This is a genomic window from Micromonospora sp. NBC_00860 (assembly GCF_045207375.1).
GTDB lineage: Bacteria > Actinomycetota > Actinomycetes > Mycobacteriales > Micromonosporaceae > Micromonospora > Micromonospora vinacea.
Map to the genome: position 1 here is coordinate 5,168,848 of NZ_CP108825.1, position 21,633 is coordinate 5,190,480.

At 71.6% G+C, this 21,633-nt stretch carries 17 protein-coding genes; 7 read left to right on the forward strand and 10 right to left on the reverse strand.

What is annotated here, in order from left to right; all coding sequences use genetic code 11:
* Window positions 1-41 precede the first annotated feature (41 nt).
* Window positions 42-2,828, forward strand: coding sequence for a phosphoenolpyruvate carboxylase (gene ppc / locus OH804_RS23670; protein ID WP_196921071.1), 2,787 nt, complete (start codon window positions 42-44; stop codon window positions 2,826-2,828).
* A gap of 69 nt (window positions 2,829-2,897) precedes the next feature.
* On the opposite strand, the gene OH804_RS23675 is transcribed toward ppc, so the two are convergent.
* The gene (locus tag OH804_RS23675) at window positions 2,898-3,734 is read right to left on the reverse strand and encodes a hypothetical protein (RefSeq protein ID WP_196921070.1); all 837 of its coding nucleotides are present in this window, start codon (window positions 3,732-3,734) and stop codon (window positions 2,898-2,900) included.
* 54 nt (window positions 3,735-3,788) lie between these two features.
* Here OH804_RS23675 and OH804_RS23680 point away from each other — a divergent pair, with 54 nt between their 5' ends.
* Both OH804_RS23680 and OH804_RS23685 read left to right on the forward strand, forming a co-directional pair.
* Entirely contained in the window at window positions 3,789-4,949 is a 1,161-nt protein-coding gene (locus OH804_RS23680; RefSeq protein WP_112698465.1) for a DNA recombination protein RmuC, read from the forward strand.
* A gap of 148 nt (window positions 4,950-5,097) precedes the next feature.
* The gene (locus tag OH804_RS23685) at window positions 5,098-8,400 is read left to right on the forward strand and encodes a S8 family serine peptidase (protein WP_406059585.1); all 3,303 of its coding nucleotides are present in this window, start codon (window positions 5,098-5,100) and stop codon (window positions 8,398-8,400) included.
* A 71-nt stretch (window positions 8,401-8,471) separates the two neighbouring features.
* Here the strand turns inward: OH804_RS23685 and OH804_RS23690 are convergent, their stop codons facing one another.
* A complete protein-coding gene (locus OH804_RS23690) occupies window positions 8,472-8,906 on the reverse strand; it encodes a hypothetical protein (protein ID WP_406059587.1) in 435 nt (144 codons plus the stop codon).
* Between the two features lie 40 nt (window positions 8,907-8,946).
* Entirely contained in the window at window positions 8,947-9,933 is a 987-nt protein-coding gene (locus tag OH804_RS23695) for a 4-hydroxy-3-methylbut-2-enyl diphosphate reductase (protein WP_196921067.1), read from the reverse strand.
* A 154-nt stretch (window positions 9,934-10,087) separates the two neighbouring features.
* Here OH804_RS23695 and xseA point away from each other — a divergent pair, with 154 nt between their 5' ends.
* On the forward strand, window positions 10,088-11,332 hold the full coding sequence (gene xseA, locus OH804_RS23700) for an exodeoxyribonuclease VII large subunit (RefSeq protein WP_307788585.1): 1,245 nt from the start codon (window positions 10,088-10,090) through the stop codon (window positions 11,330-11,332).
* Window positions 11,333-11,377: 45 nt separating this feature from the next.
* Entirely contained in the window at window positions 11,378-11,599 is a 222-nt protein-coding gene (locus OH804_RS23705) for an exodeoxyribonuclease VII small subunit (RefSeq protein ID WP_030486721.1), read from the forward strand.
* Window positions 11,600-11,642: 43 nt separating this feature from the next.
* Here OH804_RS23705 and OH804_RS23710 read toward each other — a convergent pair whose 3' ends face one another.
* Window positions 11,643-12,488, reverse strand: coding sequence for a hypothetical protein (locus OH804_RS23710; protein WP_406059589.1), 846 nt, complete (start codon window positions 12,486-12,488; stop codon window positions 11,643-11,645).
* A gap of 207 nt (window positions 12,489-12,695) precedes the next feature.
* Window positions 12,696-13,364 carry a DUF4245 domain-containing protein gene (locus OH804_RS23715; RefSeq protein ID WP_406059591.1) on the reverse strand — a complete coding sequence of 223 codons (669 nt, stop codon included), beginning with the start codon at window positions 13,362-13,364 and terminating at the stop codon, window positions 12,696-12,698.
* Between the two features lie 159 nt (window positions 13,365-13,523).
* Between OH804_RS23715 and glpX the strand changes: the two genes are divergently transcribed.
* On the forward strand, window positions 13,524-14,555 hold the full coding sequence (gene glpX, locus OH804_RS23720) for a class II fructose-bisphosphatase (protein ID WP_091394313.1): 1,032 nt from the start codon (window positions 13,524-13,526) through the stop codon (window positions 14,553-14,555).
* The gene (locus OH804_RS23725; RefSeq protein WP_307788584.1) at window positions 14,552-15,541 is read left to right on the forward strand and encodes a DMT family transporter; all 990 of its coding nucleotides are present in this window, start codon (window positions 14,552-14,554) and stop codon (window positions 15,539-15,541) included. Before glpX ends, OH804_RS23725 begins: the two co-directional genes overlap by 4 nt.
* A 50-nt stretch (window positions 15,542-15,591) precedes the next feature.
* Here the strand turns inward: OH804_RS23725 and OH804_RS23730 are convergent, their stop codons facing one another.
* From OH804_RS23730 to OH804_RS23750, 5 genes are all read right to left on the reverse strand, one after another.
* On the reverse strand, window positions 15,592-17,322 hold the full coding sequence (locus OH804_RS23730; protein WP_406059594.1) for a hypothetical protein: 1,731 nt from the start codon (window positions 17,320-17,322) through the stop codon (window positions 15,592-15,594).
* Window positions 17,323-17,387: 65 nt separating this feature from the next.
* Window positions 17,388-18,356 carry an NAD(P)/FAD-dependent oxidoreductase gene (locus tag OH804_RS23735; RefSeq protein ID WP_406066647.1) on the reverse strand — a complete coding sequence of 323 codons (969 nt, stop codon included), beginning with the start codon at window positions 18,354-18,356 and terminating at the stop codon, window positions 17,388-17,390.
* A gap of 106 nt (window positions 18,357-18,462) precedes the next feature.
* Window positions 18,463-19,116, reverse strand: a complete 654-nt coding sequence (locus OH804_RS23740) for a rhomboid family intramembrane serine protease (protein WP_196921063.1) — start codon at window positions 19,114-19,116, stop codon at window positions 18,463-18,465.
* A gap of 106 nt (window positions 19,117-19,222) precedes the next feature.
* On the reverse strand, window positions 19,223-19,900 hold the full coding sequence (locus OH804_RS23745) for a lytic transglycosylase domain-containing protein (RefSeq protein WP_406059596.1): 678 nt from the start codon (window positions 19,898-19,900) through the stop codon (window positions 19,223-19,225).
* A gap of 277 nt (window positions 19,901-20,177) precedes the next feature.
* Complete coding sequence (locus OH804_RS23750) at window positions 20,178-21,593, reverse strand: PhoH family protein (RefSeq protein ID WP_196921061.1); 1,416 nt, start codon at window positions 21,591-21,593, stop codon at window positions 20,178-20,180.
* Window positions 21,594-21,633 lie beyond the last annotated feature (40 nt).

The following is a 21,633-nucleotide window of genomic DNA, read 5'->3' on the forward strand; positions in this document are numbered from 1 at the left end:
CGGACAGCGCTGTCCTTCGTACCCACGTAAGGGAGCGCATCGTGACCGACCAGCATGACCATGACGGCCCGGACGCCGCACTGCGCGCCGACATCCGCCGACTCGGCACCCTGCTCGGCCAGACCCTGGCCCGCCAGGAGGGTCGCCCGCTGCTCGACCTCGTCGAGGAGATCCGGGCCCAGGTCCGCTCCGACGCACCGGCGGCCGCCCAGCGCCTCGGCGGGCTCGACGTGACCACCGGCACCAAGCTGGCCCGCGCCTTCTCCACCTACTTCCACCTGGCCAACATCACCGAGCAGGTGCACCGTGCGCGGGACCTGCGCCGCCGCCGCGCGGTGCAGGGCGGCTGGCTGGACCAGGCCGCCAAGATGATCGCCGAGCGCGGGGTGCCGGCGGAGGAGATCGCCAACGCGGCTCGCCGGCTGGCGGTGCGACCGGTCTTCACCGCGCACCCGACCGAGGCGGCCCGCCGCTCGATCCTGTCCAAGCTGCGGGCGATCGCCGACGAGTTGGACACCGAGACCGCCAACGCGATCCTCTACGGCGCCAGCGACGAGGGCCCGGCCAACCGCCGGCTGGCCGAGTTGCTGGACCTGATGTGGCAGACCGACGAGCTGCGGCTGGACCGGCCGGACCCGACCGACGAGGCCCGCAACGCGATCTACTACCTGCGCGACCTGTACGCCGAGGCCGCCCCGCAGGTGCTCGACGACCTGGCCGACACGTTGCGCACGCTCGGCGTGGAGACCTCACCGACGGCCCGGCCGTTGAGCTTCGGCACCTGGATCGGCGGCGACCGCGACGGCAACCCGTTCGTCACCCCGGCGGTCACCCGCGAGGTGCTGACCATCCAGCACGAGCACGGCATCGCGGCCACCGAGAAGGCGATGGACCATCTCATCAACGAGGTCTCGGTGTCCCGCCGACTGCGCGGGGTGTCCCTTGACCTCTCCGCCAGCCTCGCCGCCGACCTGGACGCGCTGCCCGAGGTGGCGCAGCGCTTCCGCCGGGTCAACGCCGAGGAGCCGTACCGGCTCAAGGCGCGCTGCGTGAAGGCGAAGCTCGCCAACACCCGGCTGAGGTTGCGTCAGGGCACCGCGCACGTGCCCGGACGGGACTACCGGGGCTCCGCCGAGCTGATCGCCGACCTGGACCTGCTGCGCGCCTCGCTGGCGCGCAACTCCGGGCAGCTCACCGCGGTCGGCCGGCTGGCCTCCACCATCCGTACGGTCTCCGCGTTCGGCCTGCACCTGGCCACCATGGACGTCCGGGAACACGCCGAGGCGCACCACGCGGTGCTCGCGCAGCTCTACGAGGCGGTCGGCGAGGTCTCCGACTACCCGGCGCTGACCCGGCTGGAACGCACCAAGCTGCTCGCCGACGAGCTGACCGGCCGTCGCCCCCTGTCGACAGTGGACACCTCGTTGTCCGAGCCGGCCCGCAAGACGTTCGACGTGTTCGGGACGATCCGGGAGGCTCAGGACCGGTTCGGCGCCGAGGTGATCGAGTCGTACATCATCTCGATGACACTGGGTGTCGACGACGTGCTGGCCGCCGTGGTGCTGGCCCGCGAGGCCGGCCTGGTGGACGTGCACAGCGGGCGGGCCCGCGTCGGCTTCGTACCGCTCCTGGAGACCCCGGCCGAGCTGAACGCCGGCGGTGAACTCCTCGACGAACTGCTGTCGCTGCCCGCGTACCGGGCGCTGGTGACGGCCCGGGGCGACGTGCAGGAGGTCATGCTCGGCTACTCCGACTCGAACAAGGAGGCCGGGATCACCACCAGCCAGTGGTCGATCCACCGGGCGCAGCGCGCGCTGCGTGACGTGGCCGCCCGGCACGGCGTGCACCTGCGGCTGTTCCACGGCCGGGGCGGCACTGTCGGGCGCGGCGGAGGGCCGACGCACGAGGCGATCCTGGCGCAGCCGTACGGCACCATGGACGGCGCGATCAAGGTGACCGAGCAGGGCGAGGTGATCTCCGACAAGTACACCCTGCCCTCGCTGGCCCGGGAGAACCTGGAGCTCACCCTCGCCGCGGTGCTCCAGGCGACCCTGTTGCACACCGCGCCCCGGCAGCCGGCCGAGATGTTGGAGCGCTGGGACGCGACGATGGACGTGGTCTCCGAGTCGGCGTTCCGGTCCTACCGGTCGCTCGTCGAGGACCCGGACCTGCCGGCGTACTTCTGGGCGTCCACCCCCACCGAACTGCTCGGTGCGCTGAACATCGGCTCCCGGCCGGCGAAGCGTCCGAACACCGGTGCCGGGCTGTCCGGGCTGCGGGCCATCCCGTGGGTGTTCGGCTGGACGCAGACCCGGCAGATCGTGCCGGGCTGGTTCGGCGTCGGCTCCGGGCTGGCCGCCGCCCGGGAGGCCGGGCTGGCGGACGTGCTGGCCGAGATGCACCGCAACTGGCACTTCTTCCGCACGTTCCTGTCGAACGTCGAGATGATGCTGACCAAGACCGACCTGAGCATCGCCCGCCGGTACGTCGAGACGCTGGTGCCGAAGAAGCTGCACCCGATCTTCGAGCAGATCGAGCAGGAGTACGAGCTGACCAAGCGGGAGGTGCTGGCGGTCACCGCCTCACCGGCCCTGCTGGAGAACTCGCCGGTGCTCCAGCGCACGCTGGCCGTCCGCGACACCTACCTGGAGCCGCTGCACCACCTTCAGGTGGCGCTGCTGCGGCAGTACCGGGAGTCGGGCGCCGCCGGGCGGGCGATCGCTACCGCCCCGGGCGGCCGACGGGCACCGAGCGACGGCACCGCCCTGGAACGCGCTCTGCTCACCACCGTGAACGGCATCGCCGCCGGAATGCGCAACACCGGCTGATCGACAGGTACGAGAACGGGCCCCGGTCGTCGCGACCGGGGCCCGTCGTCGTAGGTCTGCGCACGGCGGTCAGAAGTCGCCGCCGCCGAAATCCCCGCCCCCGAAGTCACCGCCGCCGAAGCCGCCACCACCGAAGTCCCCACCGGCGTAGTCGCCGCCGCCGAAGTCCCCACCCTGGTCGCCCCCGCCGAAGTCGCCGCCCTGGTCGCCGCCGCCCTGGTCGCCGCCGCCGTCGCCGCCCTGGTCGACACCGTCGCCGAAGCCCTCCTGGTAGCCGGCGTCGTAGCCGTACCCGGGGTCGGCGAAGGCGGGCGAGAAGAGCGCGTCGGCGATCAGGATGCCGCCGAGCACCCCGGCGCCGGCACCCAGTGCCGTCTTCCACCACGGCGTCGAATACCAGCCGGCGGGCACCGGTCGACCCTGATAACGCCCACCGGGGTAGTAGTAGGGCGTTTCCCGGCCGGGTTGCGGCCCGGCCCGGAAGGTCTGCCCCTGCACGTCGACCTCGCGCTCCTTGGTGAGCTGCCCCACGCCGCGAGCCGCGGCCAGGGTGGGCAGCTCGGGGCCCGGATCGATGCCCAGCGCCGTCCGCGCCGCCCGGATGTACGCCAAACCCTCCAGCGCGGTCTCCCGGGCCAGCCCGAACTGGTGCGGGGTGGACGCCTGCTCCAGCTGGGAGCCGGCCGCGTTGTACCGCTCGCCGGCGTCGGCCAACGCCTGGCGTACCGCCGGCTCGTCGCCCTGCAGGTTCATCAACTGGCCGCCGAGGCGCTCGTACCACCGCTGCGCCTCCGCGCGGGCGTCGCCGAGCTCGGTGCGCCGACGGGCACCGGCCTGAGCGCGGATGAGCGCCGCGGCGCCCAGCGCGCCGACCAGCACAACGGCGAGGCAGAGCACAAGTTCCATGTCATCGAACGTACCCCCGGGTGTCCCGTCGTATCCGTCTGGCAAGCTCCGGTGATGGACGTCTCGACGCTGCTCCTGGTGATCGTGTGCCTCGGTGCCGGCGGGGCGGTGGGCTGGCTCGCGGCCCGGTCCCGGTCGGCGGCCGACATCGCCCGCCTGGATGCCACCCTGGCCGCCACCCGGGAGGGTGAGGGCCGACTGGAGCAGTCCATGCGGGCGTTGAGCTACGAGGCCACCGCGCAGTCCCAGGAGGCGGTGGCCCGGGCGGTCGCGCCGCTGCACGACACCCTGCGCCGCTACGAGCAGCGGGTGGCCGAGCTGGAGCACGACCGCGTCGACGCGTACGCCGAGCTGCGTGAGCAGGTCCGCTCGATGAACGCGGTCTCCGGTGAGCTGCGCACCGAGACCAAGCAGTTGGTGGCGGCGCTGCGGGCACCGCAGGTGCGGGGTCGGTGGGGCGAGCACCAGCTGCGCCGGATCGTCGAGGCTGCCGGCATGCTGGAGCACTGCGACTTCTCCGAGCAGGTCACCGCCGCCACCGACCAGCAGGTCGTCCGACCGGACCTGGTGGTCCGACTGCACGGCGGTCGCTCGGTGGTGGTGGACGCCAAGGCCCCGTTCGACGCGTACCTGACAGCCATGGAGGCCCGCGACGAGCGCGGCCGGGACACCCACCTCGACGCGCACGCGCGGCACCTGCGGGGGCACGTCGACGCACTGGCCGCCAAGTCGTACTGGTCGGCGTTCGACAACTCACCCGAGTTCGTGGTGCTGTTCGTCCCCGCCGACCCGTTCCTCGACGTCGCCCTCCAGCGAGACCCGACGCTGCTGGAGCACGCCTTCACCCGCAACGTGGTGCTCGCCACGCCGGCCACGCTGGTCGCCCTGCTCCGCACTGTCGCCTACTCCTGGCGGCAGGAGGCACTGGCGCGCAACGCGCTCGCTGTGCACACCCTCGCCCGGGAGCTGTACGGCCGGCTCTCCACACTGGGCGACCACGTGGGCAAGCTCGGGTCCTCGCTGGCCGGTGCGGTGACCGCCTACAACCGGGCGGTCGGCTCGTTGGAGGCCCGGGTGCTGGTCAGCGCCCGCAAGCTCGCCGAGTTGGGTGTCTCTGACGACGAGTTGGCCACCCCGGCCCAGGTCGAGTTGACGCCCCGGCAGCCGCAGGCACCCGAGCTGGCCGATCCGGCCGACGAGGTCTCGGCCCGCTAGCCATCTATGTGACAGTGCGTATGCCTGCATATCACGAAGTGGTCACAAGGAACTGGCCACTAGTGACAGTGCTCGCCGACACCCCGAAAGATTCTGCTCACCCGAGCGCCCTTCTCTGAGGGCCCTGTTCTCTGGAGGAAAAGAGAACGTGAGCAGACTCCCCAACCTGAGCCGGCGAACCTCAGCCGCGCTCTTCGCATCGGTCCTGGCGGCCAGCGCCGTGACCGTCGTGGGTGGTGCCGCCACAGCGGCCGCCGCTCCCGCGACCGCAGCGGACACTTCCCCGGCCACCGCCGCCGAGACGCTGGGCGCCCACGACGCCAAACTGCTCAGCGAAGCCCGCGCCAAGAAGGCCCCGACCGTCACCCTGATCGTCGCCACCGAGAAGGGTGAGGCGGGGGACGTCGCCGACAGCCTCACCAAGCTCGGCGGCACTGTCAGTCAGCGGCAGGACCGGGTCGGCTTCGTGCTGGCCAAGGTCCCGACCGACCGGGTCCTCAAGGCGGCGCGGCTGCCCGGTGTCTCCGCGGTCGACCTGGACGAGGTCATCCAACTGCCGGACCCGGCCCCGGAGCGCACGCCCACCGGCACCGCTGGCGCTCGGCAGGCCACCGTCGCGGCGCCGGGAGAGACAACCCCGGCCGACAACCCCTACATGCCGACGAACGAGACCGGCGCTGTGGCGTTCACCGCGGCCCACCCGGAGTGGGACGGCCGGGGCGTCACGATCGGCATCATGGACTCCGGTGTGGACCTTGCCCACCCGGCGTTGCAGCAGACCACCACCGGCGAGCGCAAGATCGTCGACTGGGTCACCGCGACCGACCCGCTGGAGGACAGGACGTGGCGGGCGATGCAGGCCGAGGTCGCCGGGCCGTCGTTCACCATCGCGGGCGGCACCTGGACGGCGCCGGCAGGCACGTACCGGTTCAACCTGTTCAGCGAGTCCGTCACCGCCGCGAGCGACGCCCGGGGTGACGTCAACCGCGACGGCGACACGACCGACACCTGGGGGGTGCTCTACGACCCGGCCACCAACAACATCTGGGTGGACGCCAACCAGAACCGCAACTTCACCGACGAGCCGATGATGCGGCCGTACAAGGAGAAGTACGACGTCGGATACTTCGGCACCGACAACCCGGCGACCGCCGTCGCCGAGCGGCAGCCGTTCGTCGTCGAGTACCGCAAGAACGTCGACGTCGAACCGGGTGACGGGCAGGCCGGCCCCTACTACGACTTCGTCAACATCGGCATCATCGAGAGCACCCACGGCACCCACGTCGCCGGCATCACCGCCGCCAACGACATGCTCGGCAACGGGGCCTTCGACGGTGCCGCGCCCGGTGCCAAGCTGGTCTCCGCCCGCGCCTGCTCCTGGGGTGGCGGCTGCACCGCTGCGGCCCTCACCACCGGCATGATCGATCTGGTGGCCAACCGTGGCGTCGACATCGTCAACATGTCGATCGGTGGCCTTCCGGGCCTGAACGACGGCAACAACGCGCGGACGAACCTCTACAACGAACTGATCGAGACGTACGGCGTGCAGTTGGTCATCTCGGCCGGCAACTCCGGCCCGGGTCTCAACACCGTCGGCGACCCGTCGGTGGCCAGCAACGTGGTCAGCGTTGCCGCCAACATCAGCAAGGACACCTGGCTGGCCAACTACGGCTCGGTCGTCAAGAAGAAGAACGCCCTGTTCAACTTCTCCTCCCGTGGCCCGCGTGAGGACGGCGGCTTCAAGCCGAACATCGCCGCCCCCGGCTCGGCCATCTCCACCGCACCGACCTGGCAGCTCGGCGCCCCGGTGCCCGAGGCCGGATACGCGCTGCCCCCGGGCTACGCGATGCTCAACGGCACCTCGATGGCGTCCCCGCAGACCGCCGGCGCCGGCGCGTTGCTGCTCTCGGCCGCCAAGGCCACCGACCGGGGCGTCAGCCCGGCGGCGCTGCGGCGCGCGATGTTCAGCTCGGCCAAGCCGATCGCGGACGTGCCGACGTACGCGCAGGGCTACGGCATGGTCAACGTTCCGGGCGCCTGGCAGCTGCTGCGCCAGGGCGTCGAAACCCGGTCGTACGTCTCCGACGCGCCGGTCTGCAGCCCGCTGGCGGACCAGCTGACCATCTGGAACGGTGTGAAGTTCGTGCCGAACCCCGGTCGGGGCACCGGCGTCTACAACCGCTGCACCTCGTCCGAGGGCGGCCACAAGGTCGGCCAGAGCAAGACCTACCCGGTCAAGCTGACCCGCACCAGCGGGCCGGCCGGCACCATCAAGCACGACGTCACGCTCCAGGGCAACGACGGCACCTTCAAGGCACCGAAGACCGTCGCGTTGCCGCTCAACAAGGCCGTCACCATCAGCGTCACCGCCAAGCCGGCCACCGAGGGCGCGCACGGCGCGATCGTGCGGATCGACGATCCGGCCACCAACGTGGTCGACTTCGAGGTGTCCACAGTTGTGGTGGCCTCGAACGACGTGAAGAAGCCCACCTTCTCGTACGCCAACGAGGGCTCGGTCGACCGGAACGGCTTCACGTCGTACTTCGTCACGGTGCCGGAGGGTGCCAAGGCGCTCCAGGTGAACCTCTCCGGGATCGCCACCGGTTCGCAGACCCGCTTCATCGCGATCAACCCGCTGGGTGTGCCGGTGGAGGCGACCACGAGCACCGTCTGCTACACCAACTTCTCCGACGTCAACGTCTGCAAGCCGCAGGAGCGTGACTACCAGAACCCGCTTCCCGGGGTCTGGGAGATCGAGGTGGAGTCGCGGCGCACGTCCCCGGCGCTGAACAACCCGTTCAAGCTCCAGGCGCGGGTGCAGGGCCTGACGGTCGAACCGGCGCTGGTCGAACTGCCCAGTGTCGAGGCCGGCGAGCCGACCCCGGTGAGCTGGAAGGTCACCAACGCCTTCGGCCCGGTCTCGGTCAGCGGCCGCAGCGGCGCGCTGACCGGTGTGCGGACCGAGCGTCCGACCATCACCGAGGGCGGTCCCAACCAGGAGTGGACCGTCGAGATCCCGGCGGGTACGTCGACGTTCACCGCCCGGATCGGCAACCCCGCGAACGCGGGCGCCGACCTGGACCTGTTCGTCTACCGGGGTACCACCGAGGTCGGCCGGGCGGCCGACGGTGACTCGGAGGAGGCGGTCACGCTGACCAACCCGCCGGCCGGCACCTACCGCGTCGTGGTGGAGCCGTACGGGGTCGACGGGCCGGGGACCAGCACCGCCTACGACTACTACGACGCGTTCGCGTCCGCGTCGCTGGGCACGATCACCGCTCCGGCCGTCGCGGTGCCGCTGATGCACGGCGAGTCGGCCACCATCACCGGCACGGTGACCGCGGTGGCCGTTCCGGCCGACGGGCGTCAGCTCTCCGGTGAGCTGGCGATCGTCACCACCGAGGGTGCGATCGTGGGTCGCGGCAACGTGTCCATCGGGGCTGTGAACTGATCCGCTCGTAAAACCGGCAGGAGCCCGTCCCCACGTTCGGGGGCGGGCTCCCGCATGTCAGGGGTGAGTGGTCAGGACCGGTGGGCGGTCTCCACGACGAACGGGGTGCCCTGCTGGCAGGTGGTCATCATGCCGGGCTCCACCCGACCGGTGACCTCGACCCGTGCGCCCGGCGTCAGCACGTCACGCGGGCCACCGAGCAGCAGGTATTCGTCGAGCAGTACGCAGCCGGGCTCCACGCCGCCCTGCACCGTGCCGCTCAGGGTGGTGGCCCCGACGCCCGGCGGCGTGCTCGGGCCGCCCGGTTTCGGAGTCTTCGCCCCAGGCGGCGGGGTGGGGGTGAGGGGCGCCGGCGAGACGGTCGGGTCGGGCGTGGGCTGGCTGGTCACCGGCTGCGCTCCCGTCGGTGTCGCTGTGGGTGTGCCGCCCCCGCCACCCTGGCTGCCGCAGGCGCTCAGCGCCACGCAGACGGCCAGCGCGGGGACGGCGAGCCGAAGAGTCCTCATGCCGGATCTGACGTACGCCGACCCGAGTTCGTTCCCGTGCTCAGCCGCGCGCCGCGGCGGCCTTCATGTCCCGCCTCAGCTCCTGCGGCAGCGAGAACGTGAGCCGCTCGTTGGCGGTGGTGATCTCCTCTACGTCGGCGAAGCCGCGCGCGGCGAGGTGGACCAGCACCTCCTGGACCAGGTCGTCCGGGACGCTCGCACCCGAGGTCAGGCCGACCGTGGTGGCCCCCTCCAGCCAGGCGTCGTCGATCTCGTGCGCGAAGTCGACCAGGTGACCGGCGCGGGCGCCGGCGTCCAGGGCGACCTCGACCAGGCGGACCGAGTTGGAGGAGTTCGTGGAGCCGACCACGATCACCACGTCACACTCGGCGGCGATCTCCTTGACCACGTGCTGCCGGTTGGAGGTGGCGTAGCAGATGTCGTCGCTGGGCGGGGACTGCAACAGCGGCAACCGCTGCTTGAGCCGGGCCACCGTCTCCAGCGTCTCGTCGACCGAGAGCGTGGTCTGGGAGAGCCAGACCACCTTCTCCGGATCCCGTACGGTGATCTTGTCGGCGTCGTCCGGACCGTCCACCAGCTGGATGTGCGCGGGGGCCTCACCGGCGGTGCCGATGACCTCTTCGTGCCCCTCGTGGCCGATGAGCAGGATGTCGTAGTCCTCGGCCGCGAAGCGCCGCGCCTCGTGGTGCACCTTGGTGACCAGCGGGCAGGTCGCGTCGATCGCCTTCAGCGAACGCGCCTTGGCCTGCTCGTAGACCTCCGGCGCCACGCCGTGCGCGGAGAAGATGACTGTGGCGCCCTCCGGCACCTCCTCGTTCTCCTCCACGAAGATCGCGCCCTGGGCCTCCAGGGTCTGCACCACGTGCTTGTTGTGCACGATCTGCTTGCGCACGTAGATCGGGGCGCCGTAGAGCTTCAGCGCCTCCTCCACTGTCTGCACCGCGCGGTCGACACCCGCGCAGTAGCCGCGGGGCTTGGCCAGGAGCACGCGCTTGCCGGTCCGGTGAGTCGCCTGAGCCTCAGTCACCACCCCATCGTACGTGCCACCCCGGAACCCGGCACCGGGCCGCGACCGCCCCCAACCCCACTCCAGCCCTCGGTGATCAAGAGATTTGCGTCAGGAACGCGCCCGGCGCTGACGCAAATCTCTTGATCACCGGGGAGGTCCGTAGGGTGGGCGGGTGAGCGAGGGTGGGCGGGTGGGGAGCGGCGGGGCCAGTAGTGGGGCCAGCAGTGCTGAGGAGCCTTGGCCGGTACGGGTGGTCAGCCAGAAGGTGGGGGCCTGGATCGCCAAGCTGGGCTGGGTCTGGGTGGACGGACAGGTGGCCCAGATCAGCCGTCGCCCCGGAGCCAGCACGGTCTTCCTCACCCTGCGCGACCCCTCGGCCGACCTGAGCCTGACCGTCACCACCAACCGGGACGTCCTGGACTCCGGCGCGCCGGAGCTGCGCGAGGGCGCCCGCGTGGTGCTGCACGCCAAGCCGGAGTTCTACGCCGCCCGGGGCACGCTGAGCCTGCGGGCCGACGAGATCCGCCAGGTGGGGCTGGGCGAGCTGCTGGCCCGACTGGAGAAGCTGAAGAAGCTGCTCGCCGCCGAAGGGCTCTTCGACCGCGCCCGCAAGCGTCGACTGCCGTTCCTGCCCGGCCGGATCGGGCTCATCACCGGTCGCGCGTCGGCCGCGGAGCGGGACGTGCTGACCAACGCCCGACGGCGCTGGCCGGCGGTGGAGTTCCGGACCGTCAACGTGGCAGTGCAGGGCCCGTCCGCGGTGCCACAGATCGTCGACGCGCTCAAGGTGCTGGACGCCGACCCGAGCATCGACGTGATCATCATCGCCCGGGGTGGCGGCGGCATCGAGGACCTGCTGCCCTTCTCCGACGAGGCGCTCTGCCGGGCGGTGTTCGGCTGTCGTACACCGGTGGTCAGCGCGATCGGCCACGAGACGGACGCCCCACTGATCGACTACGTGGCCGACGTCCGTGCCTCCACCCCGACCGACGCGGCCAAGCGGGTCGTCCCCGACCTCACCGAGGAGGTACGCCTCATCGGTCAGGCCCGGCACCGCCTCGAACGGGCGGTGCGCAACCTGGTCGACCGGGAAACGCACCGGCTCGACGGGCTGCGTTCCCGGCCGGTGCTGGCCCGGCCCCAGGTGATGGTGGAGCATCGGGCGACCGAGCTGACCGCGTTGCGTCAGCGGGCCGGCCGCTGCCTGGAGCACCGGCTCGCCGCCGCCGAGGATGACCTGCGGCACACCCTCGCGCGCCTGCGCGCCCTCTCCCCCGCCGCCACCCTCGACCGGGGGTACGCGATCGTCCAGCGCGCGGACGGCCACGTGGTCCGCGCCGCAGCGGAGGTCGGCAAGGGCGACCCTCTGCGGGTGCGACTGGCCGACGGCGAGTTGGCTGCCACTGTCGATGGCTGAGTGGCGACGCGGCGCGACGGGAAGTGGTGTGCTGAGATGAACGCGATGACTGACGACACGAAGGCCGGGCCGGACGAGCGGCTCAGTTACGAGCAGGCCCGGGCCGAGCTGGCCTCGGTGGTGGAGCGGCTGGAGGCCGGCGGCACGTCCCTGGAGGAGTCGCTGGCACTCTGGGAACGCGGCGAGGCGCTGGCGGTGATCTGTCAACGCTGGCTGGATGGTGCGCGGGCGCGGATCGACGCCGCCCGGCAGGAGCCGACTTCCTGACCGACCGCCGGTGGGACGGCCGGAGCCGCCCCACCCGGGTACGTCAGTTGAACAGGCTGTACAGCTCGGCCGGCGCCTCGACGACCTGGTCCGCCGGCGGCTTCTGCGCGGCGGTGGCGGCACCGTAGTCGGAGTACGTCATCTTGATCTCCTGGGCGGCGGTCTGCCCGGCGGCCGGCAGCTGCAACACCAGCTCGCTGAGCCGGCCCTGCGGGTCCACCTTCGCGGTGAACGGGACGGTCTTCGCCTGGGTGCCCAGCGCGGCGATCGTGGCGGCGTTCAACGAGCCCGCCTCGGCGGCCTTCGTGACGTCGATGGTGCCGGCGTACGCGCCGGTGCCGGTGCTGCGGACCTCGGTGATGCCCTGGGTGAGCACCGCGCTACCGGCCGGGTCGACCTTCTCGAAGTCGAAGCCGAGGTTGCGGTTGCCCTTGATCCGGTTCTGGTCGAGGTGCTGGTACTTGCCGAGGTTGAGCTGCTTGATGGCGGGCAGGCTGTCGGCGGTGGGGCCGGCCAGCTCCAGCTTGACCCAGCTGTCCGGCTTGTAGTGGACCACGTCGAGCTTCATCGCCAGGTCGGACGAGGGGCCACCGATCGCGATCTTCATCGCCGCGCTCTGGCTCGGCTGGTGCACCAGCCCCTCCGCCGTCGAGCCGGCGCCGGCCAGGGTGAACCGGAAGTTCCCGTTGCTGATCTCCTTGGTGGAGTCGAGCAGGGCCTGCTTGGCGTCACCCGCCACCGGTGCACCGGACGCGCTCGCCGTGCCGGAGGCGCTCACCGTCGGGGACGGCGTCGATCCGGTGGTGCCGGTTCCGCTGGCGCAGGCGGCCAGTGCGGGCGTGATCAGAGCGGCGGCTACCAGGCCGGCGCCGAGTCGTCGAACAGTCATACGTGTCTCCCAAGGGGGTCACCCGACGACCTGGACGGCGCCGGAAACCGGGCGACGCAGCAGCACCGTCGGCTGCGTCGCGCGACCCGGGCCGAGCAGCGCGCCCGGATCACTCCCTCTTTGTTCCCTGTCGACGCCTCGGACAATCACCCTTCGGCCTGGTTGCCCAGATTCGTCGCCGGCGGGACCATCGACCAGCGGGTCCGGTCAGCTCAGCGAGCTGGCCAGTTCGCGGAGTTCGTTGTCCCGGGCGTCGCCGACGACGATCACAGTGCGGGTGGGCTCCAGCAGGACCAGCGCCTGCTGGTTCCCCCGGGCCGTGTAGAGCTGCCAGGTGCGCCCGGCCAGCTCGGTGGGGCCCTGCGGCTGGCCCTGACTGGTCAGCTCGGCGGGGAGCAGACGGTCCGCCGGGACGCTGCTCTGCAGTAGTTGGACGCCCCGCCCCTCCGGAGTGAGGTAGCCGAGTCGCAGGTTCGCACCGCCCTCGACGGTCTGGTAGCGGGCGCTGACCGTCTTCCAGTCGGCGCCGAGCCCCTGCGGCTGGCTCACCGGAAAGACGTTCGCCGAACGGGCCTGCTCGATGGCGGGCGCCGGATCGACTGTGGTGGCCTGGTCGCCGCCGAGGAATCCCCGGTAGAACGCCAGCAGGAGCGCGATCGGGACGAGCAGCACCAGCAGCGAGATCGCCATGTCCTTCGGCGACCGCTCGGACTTGCCGGCCGCCGCCGGTGACCGCTCGGACCTGCCGGGCACCGCTGGGGGCGGTGGGGTCGGATCGGTCGCGGAGGGCTCGCCGACGGGGACGTCGGCCGGCGGCTGACCGTCGGGCGGCGTGCGGTCGGCGGGTACGCGGTCGGCTGGCTGTGCGGGTTCCACCCCGCTATCTTCGCAGCCGCCCGACCGGCGGTATCCGGGCCATCACCGCCCCGCGCCGACGCCCGGTCGGCCATCGTGTGAGGATCAGCGACAAAGCCGGCAGTGGGGGCTTCCCCGCCGCCGGCCGTCCCCGCACCGTCGCGAGGAGGAGTAGCCGTCATGACGAACACCAGGACGCGGATCCCGCAGGATCTCGACCGAAACCTTGCCCTCGACCTGGTCCGGGTCACCGAGGCCGCGGCGATGGCCGCCGGCCGGTGGGTCGGTCGAGGCGACAAGGAGGGCGGCGACGGGGCCGCTGTCGACGCGATGCGCAAGCTGATCAACTCGATCCAGATGCGCGGCGTGGTGGTGATCGGCGAGGGCGAGAAGGACAACGCCCCGATGCTCTTCAACGGCGAACACGTCGGCGACGGCACCGGCCCGGAGGTGGACGTCGCCGTCGACCCGGTGGACGGCACCACCCTGATGAGCAAGGGCATGCCGAACGCCGTGGCGGTCCTCGCCGTCTCCGAGCGGGGTGCGATGTTCGACCCCAGCGCCGTGTTCTACATGGAGAAGCTCGCCGTCGGGCCGGCGTACGCCGACGTGATCGACATCAACGCCGGTGTGGCGGAGAACCTGCGCCGCATCGCCAAGGTCAAGGGCACCGACGTCTCCGAGGTGACCGTCTGCGTACTCGACCGGAGCCGCCACGACGACCTGGTCGCGCAGATCCGCCGGACCGGGGCGGGGATCCGGTTCATCTCCGACGGTGACATCGCGGGATCCATCGCGGCGGCCCGGGGCGAGTCGGACGTCGACGTGCTGATGGGCATCGGCGGCACCCCGGAGGGCATCATCTCCGCGTGCGCGCTGAAGTGCATGGGCGGGGCGATGCAGGCCAAGCTCTGGCCGCGCGACGAGCAGGAGCGGGAGAAGGCGATCGCCGCCGGGCACGACCTGGACCGGGTGCTGGGCACCGATGATCTTGTCACCGGCGACAACTGCTTCTTCGTGGCGACCGGGGTCACCTCCGGCGACCTGCTGCGCGGGGTGCGCTACCGGGCGGGTGGCGCGTACACCCAGTCGATCGTGATGCGCTCGAAGAGCGGCACGATCCGAGTGATCGACTCGTACCACCGGTTGGAGAAGCTGGCGCTCTACTCCGCTGTCGACTTCGATGGTCGTCCGCTGGCCGAGCAGGAGTGACAGCGGCCGACACGGCGACCCCGCAGACCCTGTCGGCCGCGCGCCGGATCACCGGCGTCGCGCTCGCGTCGGCCTCCGGGGTCGCGGTGGCGGTGCAGTCACGCATCAACGGCGAGCTGGGGGTACGCCTCGACGACGGTTTCGCCGCCGCGGTGGTCTCGTTCGGCGTCGGCCTGCTGGTGCTGCTGGTGCTGGTGCCCGCGACCCCCGGTGGTCGGCGAGGGCTGGCCGCGACGCGGCAGGCCCTGCGGACGGGCACGCTGCGGCCGTGGCAGTGCCTCGGCGGCATGTGCGGGGCGTTCCTGGTCGCCACCCAGGGGCTCACCATCGGCACGTTGGGCGTGGCGGTCTTCACAGTGGCGGTGGTGGCCGGCCAGAGCGGGAGCAGCCTCGCCGTGGACCGGGCGGGGATCGGGCCGACCGGCCGACAGCCGGTCACCCGGCAGCGGCTGGCCGGCGCGGTGCTCACCGTGCTGGCTGTCGGCCTGGCGGTCGGCGACCGACTTGGCGACCCGGGCGCGCTGGCGCTCGCCCTGCTGCCGCTGCTCGCCGGTGTGGGCATCGCCTGGCAGCAGGCCGTCAACGGTCGGGTCCGGGCGGCGGCCGACAGCGCGTTGACCGCCACGCTCGTCAACTTCGCCGTCGGCACTGTCACCCTGCTCGTCGCGTTCGCGATCGACATCGCGGTACGCGGCTGGCCCGGTGGCCAACTGCCGACCGAGCCGTGGCTCTACCTGGGCGGCCCGATCGGCATCGTGTTCATCGCGATCGCCGCGGCGATCGTGCGCTTCACCGGTGTGCTGCTGCTCGGGCTGGCCACCATCGCCGGGCAGATCGTGGGCGCTGTCCTGCTGGACCTGATCCTGCCCACGGCGGCCTCGCACCCCGGTGTGAACACCCTGCTCGGGGCGGCGCTGACCATGGTGGCCGTGCTGGTCGCCGCGCTGGCGCCACCGGCCCCCCGCGCCGACCGACCCGCGCGCTGAGCGCCCCACGCACCGGACCAAACCCGCGCTGGCGGCTCCGCGCCTGACGCTCAGCCCGGTGGGAGCTGCGACGGGTAGGGCGGCCGGAGCTGCGATGGCGTGGGCGGGTCAGGCGCCTCCGGCGGGCGCGAAGGGTAGGGGGCGTTCGGGTAGGGCGGATCAGGCACCGCCGGCAGGCGCGGAGGGTAGGACGCATTCGGGTAGGGCGGGCGCGGCGGGTACCTGTTCTCGAACGCGCGGGCCGGGTCGACCAGCCCGGCGATCCGGATGGCCAACAGCACGCCCGGCACCGTGCCCAACAGGGCGAGCGCCACCGCGAACCGGGTCTGTGGTGGGGTGCCGTGCAGCCAACCGACGAGCGGCAGCCCGGCCAGGACGACGGTGAGCAGGAGCCCGGCCAGCGCCCCTCCGATCCACCGACCCGTTGCCCCCTGGTAGGAGGCTCGGACGACCAGGCTCACCGCCGTCAGGAGACAGGCTGGCAGAACGACGACCAGCAGGGCGTTGAACGTCGAGTAGTCGTCGTTGCGCTCCCAGGCCAAGGCCAGCACGATCCCCGCGGTCAGCATCACCCCGCTGCCGGCGACTGACCACCAGCGTGGGCCTTTGCCGCGCCGGATCGCCAGGTGGGCGGCGAGCAGGGTGACAGTGACACCGAGGGTCAGCGAGAGCGCGAAGGCGAGAAAGACGTCGGTGTCGCGGTCGCCGGGTCCACCGGGGCCGAGTACGGGTGGATCGTCCGAGCGGACGTCCGGGGTGTCCCGCTCGCTGGGGAAGCCGGCACGTCGCCAGCCGCCGTCCGACCCTCGGCGCAGGAGGCCGTCGCGGCCGTTGGCGACAAGCACCTCATGGCCGCCGTCGGCGACGGGATAGACGATCAGATCACGGGAGGCGAAGTGTCGACGGATGTCGCCCGGACTGTCGAATCGACGGGCAAACGCCTCGCGGCGCGCGTCCGACACCTCCCAGGCCACCCGCCACGTCGCACCGGCGTCGTCGCTCTGCTCCACCCGCAGGTGACCGCGGACCGCCCGGTAGCACCGCTGCGGCTCGGTCGGCACGCACGCCTGCCGCTGCCCGACGTTCGGGCCGGACAACCGCTGTTCCTCGGCGGCCCCGGCGGGTCGCCAGGTGGTCCCCCCGTCCGCACTTACCGACCACCTGCCGTCGGCCGGCTTGGCCGGCCAGCTCCGGTCGTCGTAGCCCGAGCCGATCGAGATCGCCGGCTGACCGTCGAGCAGGGCGGTGCCCACGGCGTAGGGGTAGCGCACCACGCTTGTCCCGGCCACCGCCAGCACCGCCGGTGGCAGCACCACCAGCAGCCGGACCAGCCGGGCGGTGCGTCGACGCACCGGGCGGTGACGCGAGCGGGTCCAGCTCCACCAGGCCAGGCCGAGAGCCGGCAGAGTGAGCAGGTCGGTCAAGTCGGCCCGGACCAGCGACGGCCCGGCCAGCACGGTCCAGGCCGAGGAGGCGAGTTCGGCCGCGTACCCGCTGGATTTGACGACAGCGAACCCGGCGCCCACCGTGACCAGGCCGGCCAGCGCGGCGGCCCGGGCCGGCAGCCGTGACACCAGGAGGGTCAGCAGCACCGCGACCAGCGGTGGAGCGAGCACCAGGCCGGCAACGTCGCTCAGCTTGCCGGTCACCAGGCCGGGGTGGGCCGCCTTCAGCACATGGTCGTTGACCAGCAGCAGGACCAGCGCGAGCACCGTGGCGGGATGGCAGAGCCAGGACAACGTGATGGGTGCGCCGTCCTGCGGTGTCGCGGAACCCGTCATCCTCACAGGATCCGGTCGAGCCGTCTCGATCCGGACTCAGGTCGGTCTGGGTCCGATACCGACGGTCAGCCGGCGTCGGAGGAGTGCCCGGGGAACAGGTGGGCGCTCGGGTCGATGGCCACCGCCGCGTTGTTGACGGCCGTCGCCGCCTCACCGAAGCCGGTGGCGATCAGCCGGACCTTGCCCGGGTATTCGGTGATGTCACCCGCCGCGAAGACCCGGGGCAGGTTGGTGGCCATGGCGCTGTCCACCAGGATGTGCCGGCGGTCCAGTTGTAGCCCCCACTCGGCGAGGGGGCCCAGGTCGGCGGTGAAGCCGAGGGCGGCCACCACGGTGTCCACCGGCAACGTCTCGGTCGCCCCGCCGCGCACTGCCACCTCGGCGCCGGTCACCGCGCTGTCCCCGAGCAACCTGGTGACCTCGGCGTTGACCACGACCCGCACCGGCAGGGAGAGCACCCGGGCGACCGTCGAGGCGTGGGCCCGGAACTTCTCCCGCCGATGCACGAGGGTCACCGACCGGGCCAGCGGTTGCAGGGCCAGCGCCCAGTCGAAGGCGGAGTCGCCGCCACCGACGATCAGCACGTCCCGATCGGTCAACTCGGTCGGCTCGGTCACGAAGTAGACGATCCCCGAGCCGGGGGCGCCGTCGGCGCACGGCAACGGCCGAGGGCTGAAGCTGCCGAGCCCACCGGTGACCACGATCGCGCCGCAGGCGAGCTGCTCGCCACCGGCCAGGCCGAGCACCGGGTTGCCGTCGGCGTACGAGAGCTTCTCCGCCCGGGTGCCGAGCAGGTACTGCGGATTGAACGGGGCCGCCTGGGCCACCAGGTTGGCCACCAGGTCACGGCCCTTGACCGCGGGAAAGCCGGCGACGTCGAGGATCAGCTTCTCCGGGTACATGGCGGTGACCTGGCCGCCCGGCTCGGGCAACGCATCGATCACCGCCACCGACAGCCCCCGGAACCCGGCGTAGTACGCGGCGAAGAGGCCGGCCGGACCGGCCCCGATCACGGCGACATCGACCTCGCGCATGGCGTACCGTCGCTTTCCGCTCACGGATCAACGCGTGCTGATCTCGACCGTAGGCGGATGGTGACGGTCGGGCAAGCATGTCCCAGAGGCGCGCCGGAGAATCGCCTCAGGGCAGGCTGAGTGGGGAACCCGAGTAGTCCGGGCCGTCCACACTCGGTCGCCGCCGACGGAACAGGATCGCCGCCACCACCCCGCCGAGCAGGCCGAACAGGTGGCCCTGCCAGGAGATCCGCTCGTCGGTGGGGAGGATGCCGACCAACTGCCAGCCGTAGAGCAGACCGACCAGGAGGAAGACCGCGAAGTTCCACCAGCTGCGCTCGACGATGCCCCGGGTGAGCAGGATGCCCAGGTAGCCGAAGATGACGCCGCTGGCGCCGACCACCACCGAGTTGGGTGAGCCGGTGAACCACACACCGAGCCCGCTGACCAGGATGATGACCAGGGTCGACCAGAGGAACCGGCGGGCGCCGGCGGCGAGGACGAAGGTGCCCAGCAGGATCAGCGGGATGCTGTTGCTGTAGAGGTGGTCGAAGCCGTGGTGCAGGAACGGGGAGAAGAAGACCCCATCCAGCCCGTCGATGCGTTGCGGGATGATGCCGGCGGTGGCGTCCAGACCGAAGGCGAGCCCCTGGTCGACGGCCTCGATGAGGAAGAGGAACGGGACCACCGCACACATGGCGACGAACGCCCGGCCGAGCGCGGCGTAGAACGCCTCGGTGCCGAACCGGTACGGGTCGCCGCTTGACGGGTGCAGGGTCACTCCACAACTGCTATCAGCAAAAGCGGCCGACCGCCACTCACGTCCCGTTCGACGTACGTGCGAAGGCGGGGCGGTGGAGAGTCACCTGCCCCGCCTTCGACAGCCGTCAGTAGTGGTTGTTGTTCTGGAAGAAGGTCCATGCGCCGCAGGGCGTCTTGTACCTGCCCTTGATGTAGCCCAACCCCCACTTGATCTGCGTGGCCGGGTTGGTCCGCCAGTCGGACGCGACGGAGCCCATCTTGCTGCCCGGCAACGACTGGGGAATGCCGTACGCACCGGACGAGGAGTTGCTGGCCTTGTGGTTCCAGCCGCTCTCCTTGGTCCAGAGCTTCTCCAGACAGGGGAACTCGGCGATCCCGAACCCCGCGCTGATCATCAGCGCGCAGCCGGTCTTGCGGTTCCCGCTGTACTCGGCGCAGGACGCCGGGATCGGCCCGTCGTACGGCTTGGCGGCCTCGTTGGCGGCGGCGCGCTCGCGTTTGCGGGACGCCGCGGCGGCTTCGGCCCGGCGGGCCCGCTCGGCGGCTTCCTTGGCGGCCTGCGCCGCCCGCAGCTTGGCCTGGTACTCGGCGGCCCGCTGCTTGGAGAGCTGCACCTGGTGGGCGGCCTGCCGCTCGCGCTGGTACGCGAGGTCGGCCCGGTCGACCTCGAGGCTGACCTGATCGGTCAGACCCTGTTGCTGGGTTTCCCGGTCTTCGCCCAGGTAGAAGCCACCGGCAACGCCCACGGAGAGCAGCGCTACGGCAGCCGTACGGGCGCCCAACCGGCTCCACAGCCGACTCACGAAGTGGTCCCTTCGTCGGGAGCAAGGACGTGGCGCGGCGCAGACCACAGGTGGGCCGTCAGCCGTGCCACGAGCGCCCCGACCGGTTGCCGGTCGCGCCGCCGCACCTACCGTCGCCGATGTCGTCCGTTTCAGGACGAACGATCACCAACGATTCCCGTGGTGCGTGGACGCTCGTGGGACACGATTGCGCACAGTGAGGCTGATGGGAAACCAACCGGGCCGTTTGTGATCTGCGCCACACGTAAAATGCGGACAAAGTCCCACATAAGCACCGTCAGATTGGGATGTCCTCCAGGAGGTCGGTCACCATCGCGGCGATCGGCGACCGCTCCGAACGGCTGAGGGTGACGTGCGCGAAGAGCGGATGGCCCTTGAGCGCCTCGATGACGGCCGTCACCCCGTCGTGCCGGCCGACCCGCAGATTGTCCCGCTGGGCCACGTCGTGGGTGAGCACCACCCGGGAGCCCTGCCCGATCCGGGACAGCACTGTCAACAGCACCCCGCGCTCCAACGACTGGGCCTCGTCCACGATCACGTAGGCGTCGTGCAGGCTGCGCCCCCGGATGTGGGTCAGCGGCAGCACCTCCAGGATGCCCCGCGAGGTGACCTCCTCCAGCACGTTCTCGTGCACCACGGCGCCGAGCGTGTCGAAGACCGCCTGGGCCCACGGCGACATCTTCTCCGACTCCGAGCCCGGCAGGTAGCCCAACTCCTGCCCGCCGACGGCGTACAGCGGGCGGAACACGATGACCTTCTTGTGCCGGCGGCGCTCCATCACCGCCTCCAGCCCGGCGCAGAGCGCCAGCGCCGACTTTCCGGTGCCGGCCCGGCCACCCAGCGAGACGATCCCGATCGACTCGTCCAGCAGCAGGTCGAGAGCGATCCGCTGTTCGGCGGAGCGGCCGTGCAGCCCGAACGCCTCCCGGTCGCCCCGGACCAGCCGCACCGACTTGTCCGGCAGCACCCGACCGAGCGCGGAGCCACGCGCCGAGTGCAGCACCAGGCCGGTGTGGCAGGGCAGCCCGGCCGCCTCGTCGAGGTCGAGCGTCTCGCCCGCGTACAGCTGGCCGATCTGCTCCTCGCTCAACTGCATCTCCGACATGCCGGTCCAGGTCGGGTCGCTGGCCTGGCCGTGGCGGTACTCGTCGGCGCGCAGGCCCACCGAGGCCGCCTTGACCCGCAGCGGCATGTCCTTGCTGACCAGGGTCACCTCCCGCCCCTCGCCGGCGAGGTTGAGCGCGACGGAGAGGATCCGGGCGTCGTTGCTCTCGGTGCGGAACCCGGGCGGCAGGACACCGTCGTCGGTGTGGTTGAGCTCCACCCGCAGGGTGCCGCCGACGTCGTTGGCGGGCACCGGACGGTCGAGCCGGCCGTGCCGGACCCGCAGGTCGTCGAGCATCCGCAGCGACTGCCGGGCGAACCAGCCCAGCTCTGGATGGTGCCGCTTGCCCTCCAGCTCGGTGATGACCACCAGAGGTAGCACCACTTCGTGCTCCGCGAACCGGTGGAACGCCGCCGGATCGGAGAGCAGCACCGACGTGTCCAGGACGAAGGCCTGGCCGGCTGGTCGTGGCTCCTTGGGGTCGGCCGGCGCGGCGGCCGCCGAACGGCGGCTCCTGGTGGCGCGGCGGGTCGTGGCAGTCGCGGCCGGGGTCTGGTCGGCACCGGCGGTGGTACGGCGAGTCGTCACAGGCCTGCTCCGACGGATGGGCACCCGCCACCCGTGTTCC

What these genes read in the sequence shown, in the direction of transcription:
- OH804_RS23675 (WP_196921070.1), bottom strand. Translation starts at nt 3,734, where the DNA reads ATGGAACTTGTGCTCTGCCTCGCCGTTGTGCTGGTCGGCGCGCTGGGC.
- OH804_RS23680 (WP_112698465.1), top strand. Translation starts at nt 3,789, where the DNA reads ATGGACGTCTCGACGCTGCTCCTGGTGATCGTGTGCCTCGGTGCCGGC.
- OH804_RS23690 (WP_406059587.1), bottom strand. Translation starts at nt 8,906, where the DNA reads ATGAGGACTCTTCGGCTCGCCGTCCCCGCGCTGGCCGTCTGCGTGGCG.
- OH804_RS23705 (WP_030486721.1), top strand. Translation starts at nt 11,378, where the DNA reads ATGACTGACGACACGAAGGCCGGGCCGGACGAGCGGCTCAGTTACGAG.
- OH804_RS23710 (WP_406059589.1), bottom strand. Translation starts at nt 12,488, where the DNA reads ATGACTGTTCGACGACTCGGCGCCGGCCTGGTAGCCGCCGCTCTGATC.
- glpX (WP_091394313.1), top strand. Translation starts at nt 13,524, where the DNA reads ATGACGAACACCAGGACGCGGATCCCGCAGGATCTCGACCGAAACCTT.
- OH804_RS23730 (WP_406059594.1), bottom strand. Translation starts at nt 17,322, where the DNA reads ATGACGGGTTCCGCGACACCGCAGGACGGCGCACCCATCACGTTGTCC.
- OH804_RS23735 (WP_406066647.1), bottom strand. Translation starts at nt 18,356, where the DNA reads ATGCGCGAGGTCGATGTCGCCGTGATCGGGGCCGGTCCGGCCGGCCTC.